Origin of the sequence: Microbacterium sp., from assembly GCF_036823965.1 — a bacterium.
Classification (GTDB): domain Bacteria; phylum Actinomycetota; class Actinomycetes; order Actinomycetales; family Microbacteriaceae; genus Microbacterium.
Genome location: NZ_DAITBE010000003.1, coordinates 367,215 through 381,346 on the forward strand (window position 1 = coordinate 367,215; position 14,132 = coordinate 381,346).

At 70.8% G+C, this 14,132-nt stretch carries 14 protein-coding genes and 1 pseudogene; 7 read left to right on the forward strand and 8 right to left on the reverse strand.

Features of this window, described 5'->3' with window-relative positions; translation table 11 throughout:
• Positions 1-107 precede the first annotated feature (107 nt).
• The gene (locus V7Z82_RS07960; protein ID WP_334149893.1) at positions 108-911 is read left to right on the forward strand and encodes a hypothetical protein; all 804 of its coding nucleotides are present in this window, start codon (positions 108-110) and stop codon (positions 909-911) included.
• The gene (locus tag V7Z82_RS07965) at positions 908-1,756 is read left to right on the forward strand and encodes an SMP-30/gluconolactonase/LRE family protein (protein ID WP_334149856.1); all 849 of its coding nucleotides are present in this window, start codon (positions 908-910) and stop codon (positions 1,754-1,756) included. The genes V7Z82_RS07960 and V7Z82_RS07965 overlap by 4 nt, the downstream gene beginning before the upstream one ends.
• A 97-nt stretch (positions 1,757-1,853) precedes the next feature.
• Here the strand turns inward: V7Z82_RS07965 and V7Z82_RS07970 are convergent, their stop codons facing one another.
• On the reverse strand, positions 1,854-2,708 hold the full coding sequence (locus V7Z82_RS07970) for a fumarylacetoacetate hydrolase family protein (protein ID WP_334149858.1): 855 nt from the start codon (positions 2,706-2,708) through the stop codon (positions 1,854-1,856).
• A gap of 13 nt (positions 2,709-2,721) precedes the next feature.
• On the reverse strand, positions 2,722-3,696 hold the full coding sequence (locus tag V7Z82_RS07975) for a C-terminal binding protein (RefSeq protein ID WP_334149860.1): 975 nt from the start codon (positions 3,694-3,696) through the stop codon (positions 2,722-2,724).
• 45 nt (positions 3,697-3,741) lie between these two features.
• On the opposite strand from V7Z82_RS07975, the gene V7Z82_RS07980 reads away from it, so the two are divergent.
• Together V7Z82_RS07980 and V7Z82_RS07985 are read left to right on the forward strand one after the other, a co-directional pair.
• Complete coding sequence (locus tag V7Z82_RS07980) at positions 3,742-4,491, forward strand: SDR family NAD(P)-dependent oxidoreductase (RefSeq protein ID WP_334149862.1); 750 nt, start codon at positions 3,742-3,744, stop codon at positions 4,489-4,491.
• The gene (locus tag V7Z82_RS07985; protein WP_334149864.1) at positions 4,484-4,834 is read left to right on the forward strand and encodes a nuclear transport factor 2 family protein; all 351 of its coding nucleotides are present in this window, start codon (positions 4,484-4,486) and stop codon (positions 4,832-4,834) included. Before V7Z82_RS07980 ends, V7Z82_RS07985 begins: the two co-directional genes overlap by 8 nt.
• Before the next feature lie 171 nt (positions 4,835-5,005).
• Here the strand turns inward: V7Z82_RS07985 and dinB are convergent, their stop codons facing one another.
• Positions 5,006-6,202, reverse strand: coding sequence for a DNA polymerase IV (gene dinB / locus V7Z82_RS07990; protein WP_334149866.1), 1,197 nt, complete (start codon positions 6,200-6,202; stop codon positions 5,006-5,008).
• A gap of 118 nt (positions 6,203-6,320) precedes the next feature.
• Here dinB and V7Z82_RS07995 point away from each other — a divergent pair, with 118 nt between their 5' ends.
• Positions 6,321-7,136, forward strand: a complete 816-nt coding sequence (locus tag V7Z82_RS07995) for a hypothetical protein (protein ID WP_442927599.1) — start codon at positions 6,321-6,323, stop codon at positions 7,134-7,136.
• 140 nt (positions 7,137-7,276) lie between these two features.
• Here the strand turns inward: V7Z82_RS07995 and V7Z82_RS08000 are convergent, their stop codons facing one another.
• Genes V7Z82_RS08000 through V7Z82_RS08015 form a run of 4 tightly spaced genes read right to left on the reverse strand, consistent with a single transcriptional unit; the run spans position 7,277 to position 11,355 of the window.
• Entirely contained in the window at positions 7,277-8,080 is an 804-nt protein-coding gene (locus V7Z82_RS08000) for an SDR family NAD(P)-dependent oxidoreductase (protein WP_334149870.1), read from the reverse strand.
• A 1-nt stretch (position 8,081) separates the two neighbouring features.
• Entirely contained in the window at positions 8,082-9,167 is a 1,086-nt protein-coding gene (locus tag V7Z82_RS08005) for a mandelate racemase/muconate lactonizing enzyme family protein (protein ID WP_334149874.1), read from the reverse strand.
• Entirely contained in the window at positions 9,164-9,919 is a 756-nt protein-coding gene (locus V7Z82_RS08010; RefSeq protein ID WP_334149877.1) for an SDR family NAD(P)-dependent oxidoreductase, read from the reverse strand. The genes V7Z82_RS08005 and V7Z82_RS08010 overlap by 4 nt, the downstream gene beginning before the upstream one ends.
• Positions 9,916-11,355: a hypothetical protein gene (locus V7Z82_RS08015; protein ID WP_334149879.1), complete on the reverse strand. Its 1,440-nt coding sequence runs from the start codon at positions 11,353-11,355 to the stop codon at positions 9,916-9,918. The genes V7Z82_RS08010 and V7Z82_RS08015 overlap by 4 nt, the downstream gene beginning before the upstream one ends.
• 138 nt (positions 11,356-11,493) lie before the next feature.
• Here V7Z82_RS08015 and V7Z82_RS08020 point away from each other — a divergent pair, with 138 nt between their 5' ends.
• Both V7Z82_RS08020 and V7Z82_RS08025 read left to right on the forward strand, forming a co-directional pair.
• Positions 11,494-12,153, forward strand: a complete 660-nt coding sequence (locus V7Z82_RS08020) for a GntR family transcriptional regulator (RefSeq protein ID WP_334149881.1) — start codon at positions 11,494-11,496, stop codon at positions 12,151-12,153.
• A complete protein-coding gene (locus V7Z82_RS08025) occupies positions 12,150-12,977 on the forward strand; it encodes an SDR family NAD(P)-dependent oxidoreductase (protein ID WP_334149883.1) in 828 nt (275 codons plus the stop codon). Before V7Z82_RS08020 ends, V7Z82_RS08025 begins: the two co-directional genes overlap by 4 nt.
• A 118-nt stretch (positions 12,978-13,095) precedes the next feature.
• On the opposite strand, the pseudogene V7Z82_RS08030 reads toward V7Z82_RS08025, so the two are convergent.
• A pseudogene (locus V7Z82_RS08030) lies at positions 13,096-14,132 on the reverse strand (peptidase C14); the annotation flags it as partial.

The window sequence follows — 14,132 nt, forward strand, 5'->3', positions numbered from 1 at the left end:
GACTGTTCAGGTTTTCGACGCAAGGCATTCTTCGCGGTCGATCGTCTGCATGCCGAGTTCCAGAGCGACACCGCGCGGCGGAGAACGAGAAGTAGGCTGTGCACATCATGGAATGGTGGAACTACTGGTGGCTGCTCTTCCCGCTCATGGGAATGGCCGGCGGCGCCGCGAAGGCGTGGGAACGCAATGCGAAGCGTCGTCATGAGCGGCGCCTTGAGACCCTCCGCCTGAAGACCCAGCTGCGCACCGCCGAGATCGAGGCGCGCGGCGTCACCCGCCAGGCGAAGCAGCGCGGTCCGTCGTTCGTCGACACCACGGCATCGGTCTCTTCCGACGACCTGCTCGGGCGCCTGTTCACCGAGCACGACGAGATCACCGCCCGCTGGCTCGACTACGAGCTCGATGTCGCGAAGCTGATCGCGTTCCCCGCGATGAGCGACGGCCGGCAGCCGCTGACGGCCGCGTTCCTGCGGGCGAAGAAGAAGGCCGATGCCCTACGCCCCGCATCGACCGACGCCAAGGTCAGCGATACCCAGGTCGGCGAGTACCTCCAGGCGGTCGGCGACTATGCGGTCGCGTTCGAGATCGCCGAGAAGGATGCCAGGCGCCTGCGCGACTCGACGTTCACCGAGCCGGAGCGCAAGCGGCTCGACCGTGCGCAGCAGTTGCTGAAGGTCGCGGTCGACGAGTCGGCCACCCAGGCCGAGCGGAACGTCGCGTACAAGCGCGTGCGCGAAGAGCTCGACGGGCTGATCCTGCTCTCGGACGATGCCGTCACGGTGCTCGAGAAGCAGGTCGCCCGCGAGATCGCGGCCCCGGCCACACCGATGGAGCCGCCGGCTGCTCCCGCGCCGGAACCGCAGCGGATGCCGATCGCCGACCCGCTGCGCCAGCCGCGAGAAGGCGCATGACGCCCGAGAACGTCACCGGTCCCGTCGCGCACCACGCCGAGGCTCCGGTGTGGTCGACCGCGTGGGGCGGACTCCGCTGGGTCGACGGCGACGCCGGCGACCTGCTCACGCTGCGCGCCGACGGTGTCGGACGGCAGCACATCGACGACGAGTACCTCGCGTTCGCGCGACCGCGGCGAAGTGGCGGCATCGTCGCCGCCGGGGCGCGCACGCTGCACCTCGCCGACGATCCGGACGGGGAGTTCCGCGCTGTCACGACGCTGCTCGACGACCCCGCAGTGCGCATGAACGACGGATGCTGCGACCCGGTCGGCCGCCTGCTCGCCGGCTCCATGGGCTACGAGGCCGAGCCGGACGCCGGGGTGCTGCTGCGCCTCGACGCCGAGCTCACCGTGACCACGGTGCTGCCGAAGACCACCATCTCGAACGGGATCGGCTTCTCGCCGGACGGGCGGCGCGCCTACTACGTCGACACCGCAGCGCATCGGATCGACGTGTTCGACACGAACCGGGGTGAGCTCGGCGGCCGCCGCGTGTTCGCGCGGATCCCTGAGGACCAGGGCTCGCCGGACGGCCTCACGGTCGCCGCGGACGGCAGCGTCTGGGTCGCACTCTGGGGCGGCAGCGCCGTGCACGGGTACGACGCCGCCGGCGAACGCATCGCCAGGATCGAGCTGCCGGTGCCGCAGGTGAGCGCCTGCACGTTCGGCGACGACGACCTGGGCACGCTCTACATCACGACCTCGGCACAGGGACTGGCCGCCGATCACGGCACCGACGCCGGCTCGGTGTACGCCGTGCGTCCCGGCGTGCACGGCATCCCGGTGCTTCCCTTCGCGGGCTGAGCCGGCCTTCTCGCGCCGAGCCGTCGTGCGGCTGGGGTCGCGAATGGCCGCATCGCGTGGGCTGAGGCGGCCATCTGCGACACCTGTCCGGTCGACCTCAGCCCAGGTGCACGCGCTCCGTGCGCTGGCGCTGACGCCCGAGTCCCTCGATCTCGATGGTCATCTCGTCGCCGTGCTGCAGGTACGGAAAGCGCCCTGACAGCGCGACGCCCTGCGGCGTGCCGGTGTTGATCACGTCGCCCGGCTCGAGCACCAGATACTGGCTGAGCTCGTGCACGATCTGCAGCACCGGGAAGATCATGTCGGCCGTCGAGGAGTCCTGCCGTGGCTCACCGTTCACGAACGACCGCAGCCGCAGCGCCTGCGGGTCGATCTCGTCTGCCGGGACGAGCACGGGACCGAGCGGGTTGAACGTCTCGGAGCACTTGCCCTTCGACCACTGTCCGCCAGACACCTCGAGTTGATACGCCCGCTCGGAGACGTCGTTCGAGATCGTGTATCCGGCGATCACCTCGCGCGCGGCATCCGGCGACGCGAGGTATCGCGCGGTCCTCCCGATCACGATCGCGAGCTCGACCTCCCAGTCGACCTTCTCGGCACCTGGCGGCAGCAGCACGACATCGTCGGGGCCGACGACCGTGTTCGGATGCTTGAAGAACACGACCGGATGCTCCGGCGGCTCCGCTCCCGATTCGGCGGCGTGCGCCGCGTAGTTCTGTCCGATGCAGATCACCGCGGTCGGGCGGGCGATGGGGGCGCCGATGCGCAGGCCCTCCATCGCAGTCGCTTCGAGCTCTCGGCGCTGCAGCGCCTCCCGAACGCGGGCGATGCCGTCGGCGGCGAGGAAGGCGCCGTCGATGTCGGCGGTGAGGGGCGCGAGGGCGAAGACCTTGCCGCCGTCGCGGACGTACGGACGCTCGTGACCGATCGGGCCGAGTCGCAGGAGTTCCATGGGTGCCTTCCGGTCAGCGCGCGTCGGCGAAGGTCGGGTTGACGATCGACACGGATTCGCCGGCCAGGAATCGGATGATGTTGTCGGCCGCGTGCACCGGCAGATCCGCGAGGGCTTCGGGCGAGTACCAGGCGGCGTGCGGGGTGAGCAGCACCTGATCGAGGTCGCGCAGCGGCGAGTCGGCAGCGAGGGGTTCGCCCGCGAAGACGTCGAGGGCGGCAGCACCGAGGTGTCCGGCGCGCAGGGAGGCGGCGAGCGCCTCCTCGTCGATGAGCGGGCCTCGGCAGGTGTTCACGACGACAGCGCCCTGCTGCATGGTTGCGAGCGATGCGACATCGATCAGATGACGGGTCGCATCGGTCAGCGGCACGTGGAGCGTGAGGATGTCGGCGTCGGCGACGGCATCCGGGATCTCGACGAGCTCGCATCCGGCATCGCGCACCGCCGCTGCCGAGGCGTACGGGTCGGCCACGAGCACCCGGAACCCGAGCGCCCGGCATCCGCGGGCGACGATCGAGCCGATGCGCCCGAAGCCGAGCACCGACACGGTGGTGGTCGATGGACGCACGGCGAGCGGCCGGGCGTCGACCGCCTTCCAGGTGCCGGCGCGCACGGCGCGGTCGTACGCCGGAAGGCCGCGGGCCTGGGTCATGATCATGGCGATCGTGTGCGAGGCGACCTCTTCGGTGCAATAGCTCGGGGTGTTGGCGACGGCGATGCCACGAGCGGTCGCCGCCTCGACATCGATCATGTCGTAGCCGATGCCGACGCGGCTGATGATGCGGAGCTTCGGCATCCGATCCATCACCGCACCGGTGATCTGCGCCCACTGCACGACCAGACCCTCGGCGTCGGCGCCGAACACCGCGAGGTCGTCGATGCCGCCGGATGCCGCGCGCTCGGCGCGGAGTCCGGCCTGTCGCAGGGAGTCTTCGATGACGGTTCCCGGCAGGTCGCAGTCGCTGACGAGGATGAAGGGCTGGGTCATGTCAGAAATGCTATAGCAAATAGCAGATGGGTATAGCATCGAGCCATGACTGTTCGCCGCGCGCTCATCACAGGGGCCAGCTCCGGGATCGGAACCGCCGCCGCACTCGAACTCGCCAGCGAGGGTGCCGCCCTCTGGCTCACCTATACGGGACGCGAAGCGGAAGCCGCTCGCGTCGCCGAGGAGTGCCGGGCAGCTGGCGCAGCCGAGGCGCATGTGTCTCGCCTCGACCTGCGCGAGCCCGACTCGATCGCCGCGCTCGTCGCGGAGCTCACATCCGCCTGGGGCGAGCTGCACGTGCTCGTCAACAACGGCGGCGTCTGCCCGTACACGCCGTATGAGGACATCGACTTCGAGGAGTGGGACCTCGTCCTCGAGACGAATGCGCGCGGCACGTTCTTCCTGACCCGCGCCGCACTGCCGCTGCTGCGTGCCGCCGAGGGCGACCGTTCGGTCGTCAACATCGCCTCGATCGCCGGACAGGTCGGCGCGCTGCAGACCGGCATCCACTACGCGGCCAGCAAGGGCGCGCTGCTCGCCATCACGCGCAGTTTCGCCCGGCACCTCGCGACGGAGGGCATCCGCGTCAACGCCGTGACACCCGGTCCTGTCGCGAGCGCGATCACCGACCAGCTGCAGGGCGAGGGTCGCGAGAAGCTCGAGGCATCGATCCCGCTCGGTGCCTTCGGGCAACCCGCCGACGTCGCCTGGATCATCGCCTCGCTCGCGTCGCCCCGCGCCGGCTTCATCACCGGCGCCACCTACGACGTCAACGGAGGAGTTCGCATTGACTGACCGCACCGCCACTGACCGCTCCGCCCTCGACACCGTGCAGGCGCAGCTCGATGCGTTCAACGCGCACGACCTCGACGCCTTCGTCGCGACCTATGCGGACGATGCCGTGATCACCGGCGTCGCGCAGGAACCCGTCGTCGGCTCGACGGCGATCCGGGCGTTCTACGAGCCGCGGCTGCAGAACCCGGAACTCTCGTGCGTGATCGACGCCACCGTGCTGTTCGGCAGCCGCTGGGTCGTCGCGCAGGAACAGGTCGTCAACGCCGGCGTCGCGACCGAGACCATCGCGACCTTCGACGTGATCGACGGTCTGATCGCGCGCGCCTCGATGCTCAAGGCCTGAGCTTCGGGCCTCGCCCGGATCGAAGGAGATCTCGCGGAATGAAGGATGCTCCAGCCAGAAGCATCCGTCGTTCCGAGCGTTCTCCTTCGGGACGCGTGAGCCTGGCGAGCGCGTGAGCCTGGCGCGCCCACGCCGCAGACACCGAAGCGTGCAGCGCCGACCCGGCGCGCGTCACTCGTGTTCTGGCAGGATCGGCGACGACCACCCCGGATCGCGCCCCAACTGCGCCGCCCGTGCGACGGAGGTCGCACCGTAGCGGTCGCGCAGGGTGTCGAGCACCGTGTCGAGGCGCGCCTCATCTCCCCAGTCGATCGGCAGCTCGGGCTGTACGCGCTCGGCACGGTCGAGCTGCGACAGCGAGACGCCGATCAGGGTGATCCCGCGTGCGCTGATCTCGGTCTGCGCCGCCGCAAGCAGCGTGCGCGCGACGGTGAGCAGGATGGCGGTGCGGTCGGTCGATGCGCGGAGCGAGCGGGAGCGGGTGGCCTTGGCGAAGTCGCCGAAGCGCAGCCGCAGCACGACGGTGCGACAGACGCGATCGCCGTCGCGGAGGCGGCGGGCGAGCCGATCGACGATCTGCGTGAGGATGAGATCGAGCTCGTCGGCCGTTCGGGGGCGACTGCCGAGCGCGCGCTGCGAGCCGATGGACCCCCGTCGTCGGGTGGTGTCGACCGGCCGCGGATCCCGCAGACGCGCCAGGGCGTGCACGTGAGCGCCGGTGGCCTTGCCCAGCATCCGCTCGGCGGCCGCGGATTCGAGATCGGCGAGCTCTCCGACCGTGCGGATGCCGTGGCGGTGCAGCTTCTCGGCCGTCACCGCGCCCACGCCCCACAGTCGCTCGACCGGGAGGGGCCGCAGGAACTCCTCCTCGCGCTCCGGCTCGACGACCAGCAGGCCGTCGGGCTTGCTCACCGCACTGGCGACCTTGGCGAGGAACTTCGTGCGCGCGACGCCGACCGAGATCGCGAGCCCGGCCTCCGCCCGAACCCGTTCGCGCAGCCGCGCCGCGATGTGCTCCGGGCTGCCCGCGATCCGTCGCAGACCGCCGACCTCGAGGAACGCCTCGTCGATCGAGAGGCCCTCGACGAGCGGGGTGGTGTCTCGGAAGATCGCGAACACGTCCTTGCTCGCGGCGGAGTACGCGTGCATGCGTGGTGGGACGACCACGGCATCGGGGCAGAGCTCCAGCGCCCGTCGGCCTCCCATGGCGGTGCGCACTCCTCGCGCCTTCGCCTCATAGCTCGCAGCCAGCACGACCCCGCCGCCCACGATGACGGGTCGACCGCGCAGTTGCGGCGCATCGCGCTGCTCGACCGACGCGTAGAAGGCATCGAGGTCGGCGTGCAGCACCGTCGCTTCCCCGCGCATCCGTTCTCCTGTCGACACGCGGATCGTCGCACGGACCGGGGACACCGGGCTCGGCACCGACGGTCGCCGACCGGGTGTCTGTGCCGACAGGTATGGTCGGCGCGTGCCGGAACCGGTGATGCAGTGGTGGGCGCGACGGCAGTTCTCCCGCCGTCGCGCGATTCCGTATGAGGTGGGCACCTACCGCGCAGGCTGGGCCGCGTATCCGGAACTCGTGCGGCAGTACCACCCGGAGCTGAACGGCGGCGTCGTCCTGTCGCAGATCCCGCTCGCCGCCGACGTGCTGCTCTGCTGGGAGTGCACGGTCGGCCACCGATTCGCCGCGACGCCGACCGAGCAGCGCGAGCGTCCTGGACCGGTGCGCCGCCGTTCCGCATGGTGTCCGGAGTGCTCGGCGCTCGCCCGTCCGCAGCCGGTGGTGCTCGGCGAGGCCCGCGCACTGCCGCGAACGCCCCGTCGCCCAGCACCACCGCTCTGCACGAAGACCCCGGACCTCCCCACAGGGACCGCGTTCGTGAGCGAGTGCGCACCGCGTCCGGCATCCGCTGCGGAAGGCCGCCTGCGTGCGGAGCTCGGGGCGGTCATCGAGTTCGATGCGGCCGTGAACGCCGTGAAGGTGTCGCGCCCGTTCTTCCGCCACACCGAGGTCTGGCCGGACATCGTCTTCCCGGAGCTGCGGGTCGCGCTCGAGTACGACACGGTCGGCCGTCACGGCCTGGAGCATGTCGGCAAGCGCGAGGACACCGATCTGCGCAAGGACCGCGCCCTGCGCGCGGCCGGGTGGGAGGTCATCCGGATCCGGACCGGCACGCTCGCTCCCCTCGGTCCGCACAACCTCGCCCTCTCCTCGGTCGGCGCCAAGGGCATCGCCCGCATCGTCGACGAACTGCGCACCATCCGTGGAGCGCTGCTCGTGGATGCGTACCTCCGCTGAGCCGTCTGCCCGGGATCGTGCCCTGCCCTCCCCGTCGGGATCAGACCGCGCAGGGTGAGGGAGATCTCACGGAATGGCGGAGCCCGCAGGGCAGAACTGCCTTCGTTCGGGGTCTTCTCCTGCAGAACGTGCGAGCCCGATCAGCGCCGTTCGAAGCGCTCCCGCAGCGCCGGGTCGGTCGCGATGCGGCCGAAGGATGCCGTCCACGCGCCGTCGACCGCGATCGACTGTCCGGAGACGTACGGCGCCGCGTCGGACAGCAGGAACGCCGTGAGCGCGGCGACCTCCTCGGCGCGGGCGATGCGCCCCATCGGCGGGCCCTCGTTGAGCGCGCGCTCCTCGGCCTCGGGATCCGGCGCGGCGGCGATCTGCGCCTCCAGGTGCGGGGTGCGCACGCCGCCCGGTGCCACGGTGTTGGCACGGATGCCGAGTCCGCCGTAGCTCACGGCCACGCTGCGGGTGAGCGCATCGATGCCGCCCTTGGTGAACTCGTAGGCAGCGTGGTCGACGAAGCCGGCACGGCCGTGGATCGAGCCGATGTTCACGATCGCGCCCGCCACGCCCTGGTCGATGAACGCCGAGACGGCGGCGGAGCATCCCCAGAGGTAGCCGAACCCGTTGATGTCGAGGATCTCGCGCACCGTCCTCTCGTCGAGCTCGTGCAGCGGCGTGCGCTTCGTGATGCCGGCGTTGTTCACCCACCCGGCGAGCGGCGCGCGAGCCCGAGCCGCCTCGGCCGCGCGCTCATGCGTCGCGCGATCCGAGGCGTCGCCCAGCACGACCTCGGCGACGACCCCGTCCTCGACCGTGCCCGATCCCGGCGAGCGCTCGAGGCCGACGACGATCCAGCCGTCAGCCGTGAGCCGCTCGGCGACGGCCCGCCCGATGCCTTTGCCACTGCCGGTCACCACGGCGCTGCGGTCACTCGTCTCGATCGTGGTCATGTCAGTCCCTCTCGGTCGAGTCGAAGACGAAGACCGCCGGATCGAGCGTGAACCCGAGCCCCACGGCATCCCTCGGTCGCACGTGCCCCTCGAACGAGGGACCGCCGACGATGAACGAGGGCGCCGGATCGTACGGGTTCGCGCCGCGGGCGAACGTCTCCACACCGATGCCGAGGTGCGCGGTGACCTCCGGATACACGTGACCCGAGACTGGCACGCCACGCTCGGATGCCCAGGAGACCAGTTCGCGCGCCGGCGTCACGCCGCCGATCGCGACGACGTCGAGACGCAGCACGTCGACGGCATCGTGCTCGACGAGCGCTTTCAGCACCGCCGGATCGGTCACCTCGTCGCCGACCGAGACCCGCAGCCCGCTCTCCCGCCGGATACGCGCGCATCCCGCCGCATCCTCGGGAAGCAGCGGATCCTCCAGCCACGCCAGCTGCAGCTCGCCCCACTGCGCGATCTCGGCCAGCGCCTCGTCGGCGTCGCGCCAGCCGAAGCCGACATCGACGACCAGGCCGGTCTCGGCGGGCAGCTCGTCGCGGAGCAGTGCGAGCAGCTCCCGCATATATGCCGGATCGGGCATGCGCGAGATCTTCACCTGCGTCCAGCCGGTCGCCTGGGCGAGCACCTCGTCGGCGACCGCTCTCGGAGGCCGAGATGCCGAGGGGTACGCGGCGACGAGCATCGCCTCGCGCGGCGCATCGCCCGTACCGAGCATCGTCCACAGCGGCGCACCGGCGCGGCGCGCGGCGATGTCCCACAGCGCGATGTCGACGAGCCCGATCGCGCGCCGCACCAGGCCGACACGGCCCACGATCGCGCTGCCGCGCAGCATCCGCTCCCAGGTCGCTGCCGGATCATCCGCATCCGCACCGATCGCGTGGCCGGCCACGAGACGCTCGACGATCTCGGCCATCGGCGCCTCGCGAGACAGGCAGTACGCGACCCCGGAGACGCCGTCGGCGTCCGTCACCCGCACCGCGGTGTACTCGCGGCGGGTCACCGTCATCGCGCCGAGGTGCAGCGGCGCCGGGAGCGGCAGCTGCACGGTCGCCGTGTCGATGCGCACGATCTCGGTCATTCGGGCTTCCTCGCGAGCGGCACGCCGTAGTCGACCATGAAGCCGCCGTCGACGTAGAGCGTCTGCCCGTTCATGTAGCGGGACTGATCCGAGACCAGGAAGCTCACCGCCGCGGCGATCTCGCTCGCATCGCCCAGTCGCTTCGCCGGAATGCGGGACAGGATCGTGTCGAGGCTCAGCGTGCCCGCCTCGACGCCCTGCCGGAAGACGCCGGTGTCGACGTACCCCGGCGCGACCGCGTTGACCCGAACGCCGCGCGACGCCCACTCGGCACCGGCGGTCGAGGTGAGACCGATCACCGCCGCCTTGGTCGTGGCGTACGGCGCTCGACCCGCTGACCCTCGAGAGGAGATCGACGAGATGTTCACGATCCGCCCGTCGCCGCGCTCCAGCATCCGGCGCCCTGCTGCCTGCAGCGCCGAGAAGACGCCGTGCAGGTTCACGTCGACCACGGCCGCCCACTCGTCCCAGCTGAGGTCTTCGATGCCTCGGTGCCGCTGGATGCCTGCGTTGTTCACCAGCACCTCGATCGGCCCGAACTCGGCCTCGATCTCACCGAACACCCGGTCGACGCCGTCGTGGTCGGTGACGTCGAGCTCACGCCAGCGGACGCCCGCCGGGTTCTCGCCCGCCGTGAGGCCGGGGACACGGTCAGCCGCGACGACGGTGTACCCGTCTGCCGCGAGGCGCTGGCCGATCTCCCAGCCGATGCCGGCGGATCCTCCGGTGACGATGGCGAGGGGATTGATCATTGCTCTCCTTGAATCGGGGTGGGTTCGGGTGCGCCCGTCGTCTCGCTTCGCTCACTCAGGGGACGGAGCAGGGCGGCGACGACGCGGATCGCATGCTCGATCAGCAGCTCGAGCGCGCCGGGCGCGAGCGGCGTCTGCCAGGCCTGGTACGCGCCGCGGTCGTAGGCGTCTCGGGTGGGCAGGTAGACGAAGCCCGGGCCGTTCGTGAGGTTCATCACGACGATCGGCGTCTCGGGGAAGCGCGCCCGCAGGGCCGTCTGCAGGCGTGAGTATGCCTCGCCGGGATGCCCCACGATCACGGCATCGCCGAGCCGCCAGGCCCAGAGCGGATGCCGCACGGTCGGTCCGTCGATGTAGCCGTCGCGGAGGTTGCGGGCCCGGCCGAGGCGCTCCTCGCGGGAGCGCGGATCGATGTCCTGCCACTCCTCGGCGAGCTCGTCGAGGGTCGGCAGGTCGCGCAGCGGCAGCTCGACGCCGGTGAGGGATGCGGTGGCCTCCGTCCCGCCATCGGCAGCCTGACCGGCCCAGATCGCGAGCGGCGCCCCCGACTCGACGACGCCCTCGAGCGTCAGCTCCTCGCCAGGCGACGGCAGGGCATCGAGTGCGGCGAGCACCGCGTGCCCGAGCGATCGACCGTGCCGATCGGCGACCGAGACGTCGCCGGTGTACTGCTCACGCGGCGCGAGTTCGCCCGACGCGCCCTGCAGGAACAGGCACGGTGCATCCGTCGCGGCCTCCACGAGCTCGCGCATCGCGCCGACGTAGTCCGGCGACACCTCGCGGTGCTGCCAGGCGAGCGTCGTCGGGTGGCACGCGTAGTTCACGAGCGTCGCGTGCACCGCACCGTCGACGCTGATCCGCCCGATCGTGACGGTGTCGTCGGCCGTGCCCGACGGGCTGAAGCCGACGAGCGCCCGCCCGTCGAGATCGAGCTCTCGGTCGGCGGCAAGCGCGCAGCGCCCGGTGGTCCACTCGATCAGTCCGGGCCGCGCGGTGTCGAGCGCCTCGCGGCCGGCGGCGATGCCGGCTGCGGCGAGCGCCTCCAGGTATCCGGGGATCAGTTCGCCGCCGGGCAGCTGCACATCGGCCGCGCAGAGCACGGCACCGGCGTGGGTGTGCGAGAGCGAGAGCATGAGCTGGTCCGGGTCGAGCCCGAGGCCGTCGAGGATCGCGCCGCGCACACCCTGCTCGTCGGCGACGCGACGCCACCACGTGCCGTCGACCGCGAGCAGCACGCGCGGCAGGTCGTCACCGGCGATCAGGGCGAGCGCGGTCAGCTCGAACGGGCGATGCGCGCCCTCCGACCGCTCCCAGTCGGCTGGTCCCCAGTTCTTCGCGCGGATGCCGATGGGCGGCGTGATGTCGCGGCGGGCCACTCCCATCCTCGCGGCGGTGCGCGGCACGCGGATGCGGTCGCCGATCGTGGTCGGACTCATCGGGGTTCCTCTCCTCCGGTGGGCGACACCGACGCGAAACCGGTGGCGTCAGGACGCTCAGTGACGGATGCCATAGCATCGGTGCGAGCCTGTGACGGTCCTGCTGTCCTTCGACCGGCGGCTCGGAGAGGGATCCTCATGCGCACCGTGTCAGACCGGAACGTCGCCGAGCAGGTGGCCGATGAACTGCGCGCCGCGATCCATTCGGGTGAGCTCGCACCGGGCGACCGGCTCGTCGAGCGCACGCTCGCCGAACGCCTCGGTGTCAGCCACATCCCGGTGCGCGAGGCGCTGACCCGCCTGGCGGAGGAACGGCTGATCGTGCGAGAGCCGCGGCGCGGAGCGCGGGTCGCCGAGCTCACCGCATCCGATCTCGAGCAGATCTCGAGCCTGCGCGTCGTGCTCGAGCAGTTCATGGCGATCCGGGTGCAGGAGCGGTGGAACGCGGATGCCGCGGCACGACTCGGCGCGGTCGTCGACGCGATGGGCGCAGCCGCTCCCGGCGACATCGACGAGGTGCTGCGGCAGGACCGGCTGTTCCATGAGACGCTCGCAGACCTGGCAGAGCACCGCTTCCTCGACGAGATCAGCTCGCAGCTGCGCGGCCGCATCGCCGGATTCATCCGCGCAGCGAACGATGCACTCGACGTCGAGGAGCAGGAGCAGCACGTGCGCAGCCACCAGGAGATCGTCGACGCGATCGCCAGCGGCGACCCCGTGCGGGCGCGCACGGTGATCGCGGAGCATGTCGCTCGCGCGGTCGAACGCATCACCCCGACGGACGGAGACCCCTCATGAGCACGATCGTCATCACCGGAGCATCCGATGGGATCGGCGCTGCCGCCGCCCGACAGCTCGCAGCATCCGGCGATCGACTGATCCTCGTCGGTCGATCCCCGGAGAAGACGAAGGCCGTCGCCGACGAGACCGGCGCCGAGTACTTCACCGCCGACTTCGCCCGCCTCGACGACGTGCGCGAGCTCGCGGCGAAGCTCATCGACGCGGTGGACGACGGCGGCATCGATGTACTGGCGAACAACGCCGGCGGCATCTTCGGCGATCGGACGCCGACGGTCGACGGCTTCGAGAAGACCATCCAGGTCAATCACCTCGCGCCGTTCCTGCTGACGAACCTGCTGCTGCCGACGCTGCTGGCATCGGATGCAGCGGTCATCAACACCTCGAGCGTCGGCCACCGGCTCTTCGGCCACATCGACGTCGACGACCTCGACAACAGCAGGAAGTACAGCGCGAACAAGGCGTACGGCGATGCGAAGCTCGCGAACGTGCTCTTCACGAAGAGCCTGCACACGAAGTTCCACCCGGACGGGCTGAGCTCGGTCGCGTTCCACCCCGGCACGGTGCGCACGAACTTCGCGGCGGACTCGTCGAGCATCATGCGGGTGATCTACCGCAGCTTCCTCGGTCGTCTCCTGCTCACCGGCACCGAAGAGGGCGGCGCGATCCTGCGCTGGTTCATCGAGGGGACGCCCGACGAGACCTGGTTCTCCGGCGCGTACTACGACGAGCGCACGCTCAGCAGCAAGGTCAACCCGCAGGCCGAGGATGCCGCGCTCGCCGAGGCGCTCTGGCAGCGCAGCGCCGAGCTCGTCGGGCTGTAGGGGCCCTTCGACAGGCTCAGGGACCCAGCTGGGCTCAGGGACCCACTCGGGCTCAGGGACCCAGCGCCCGGAGACCGGGTCGCTGAGCCTGTCGAAGCGCCCCCACCGTGCACGCATGTCAGACCGCGATGTTCGCGGTGTCGACGACGCGGTCGCCCTCGGCGGGGAACGCCGTGCGGGTGACGCCGGATTCGACGTTCGCGGTGTGGACGAGCGTCGACGACGCCCCGAAGGCACCGTCGGCGAGTTCGAGCGCACCTCCCTCGAAGCGGTTGCCCACGGCGCGGTAGTGCGTGGCGCCGGTCTTGATCGCGACGTGGGTCGCCGACCCCTCGGCCCGGAACGTGCTGTCCGACAGCGTGACGTGCAGCTCGCCGGCGCCGGTGCGCGCGAGACCGGTGCCGCCGACCGTCGCGACATCTGAACCGGCGACCTCGACGGCCTGCCGCTCGCCGCGAGCCGCAGCCAGCCGAGCGTTGCGCAGCGTGGAGCCCTCGAACCGCAGTCGCTCCGACGACGACACCATCGGCGCCGCATCGTCGGCGGCGGTCAGCGTCGATCCGCGGAACGTCACCGCGCCCGGCCCGGTGATCTTCAGCCCGCCGACGCCGTTCAGCACCGTGTCGACGAACGTCACCGGCGTCGTGACCGCGGCGCTCGTGAGCTCGCCGCCCGCCGCGACGAAGGTGAAGTGCGAGCTCTCGATCACGGTCGGGCGCGCCGAGGCATCCGACTGCTGCGTGATGATGAGGGTGTCGGATGCCGTGCAGCCGCGCAGCTGGGCACCGTCGGCGTTGATCCAGAGCATCCCGGATCCGGCCAGCGATGGCTTGCCGATCACCTGCACGTCTTCGAGTGTGAGGTCGGTGATGCGCACTCTGGCGACGAACCACGAGCACACGTGCTTGCGCACCGTGATGCGCTTGGCCGCGGAGCCCCAGGCCGCGCCGGAGTTGGCGAAGGTCATGAGGCCCGAGTTGCCGGTGTAGGTGAGGTCGTGCTCATACTGCCCGTGCGTGACGAACGGACCCTGATCGTCGCCGTCGCCGTGGCAGTTCTCGACCAGGCAGTACGCGCTCGCGGTGAAGTCGTTCAGGTGCCGCGCGTTGGCCGTGTGGCAGTTCGCGACGTAGCCGTAGAGGCAGTAGATCTGCT

Coding starts and splice junctions, on each gene's coding strand:
- V7Z82_RS07960 (WP_334149893.1), top strand. CDS start 108: ATGGAATGGTGGAACTACTGGTGGCTGCTCTTCCCGCTCATGGGAATG.
- V7Z82_RS07965 (WP_334149856.1), top strand. CDS start 908: ATGACGCCCGAGAACGTCACCGGTCCCGTCGCGCACCACGCCGAGGCT.
- V7Z82_RS07970 (WP_334149858.1), bottom strand. CDS start 2,708: ATGGAACTCCTGCGACTCGGCCCGATCGGTCACGAGCGTCCGTACGTC.
- V7Z82_RS07975 (WP_334149860.1), bottom strand. CDS start 3,696: ATGACCCAGCCCTTCATCCTCGTCAGCGACTGCGACCTGCCGGGAACC.
- V7Z82_RS07980 (WP_334149862.1), top strand. CDS start 3,742: ATGACTGTTCGCCGCGCGCTCATCACAGGGGCCAGCTCCGGGATCGGA.
- dinB (WP_334149866.1), bottom strand. CDS start 6,202: ATGCGCGGGGAAGCGACGGTGCTGCACGCCGACCTCGATGCCTTCTAC.
- V7Z82_RS07995 (WP_442927599.1), top strand. CDS start 6,321: ATGCAGTGGTGGGCGCGACGGCAGTTCTCCCGCCGTCGCGCGATTCCG.
- V7Z82_RS08000 (WP_334149870.1), bottom strand. CDS start 8,080: ATGACCACGATCGAGACGAGTGACCGCAGCGCCGTGGTGACCGGCAGT.
- V7Z82_RS08005 (WP_334149874.1), bottom strand. CDS start 9,167: ATGACCGAGATCGTGCGCATCGACACGGCGACCGTGCAGCTGCCGCTC.
- V7Z82_RS08010 (WP_334149877.1), bottom strand. CDS start 9,919: ATGATCAATCCCCTCGCCATCGTCACCGGAGGATCCGCCGGCATCGGC.
- V7Z82_RS08015 (WP_334149879.1), bottom strand. CDS start 11,355: ATGAGTCCGACCACGATCGGCGACCGCATCCGCGTGCCGCGCACCGCC.
- V7Z82_RS08020 (WP_334149881.1), top strand. CDS start 11,494: ATGCGCACCGTGTCAGACCGGAACGTCGCCGAGCAGGTGGCCGATGAA.
- V7Z82_RS08025 (WP_334149883.1), top strand. CDS start 12,150: ATGAGCACGATCGTCATCACCGGAGCATCCGATGGGATCGGCGCTGCC.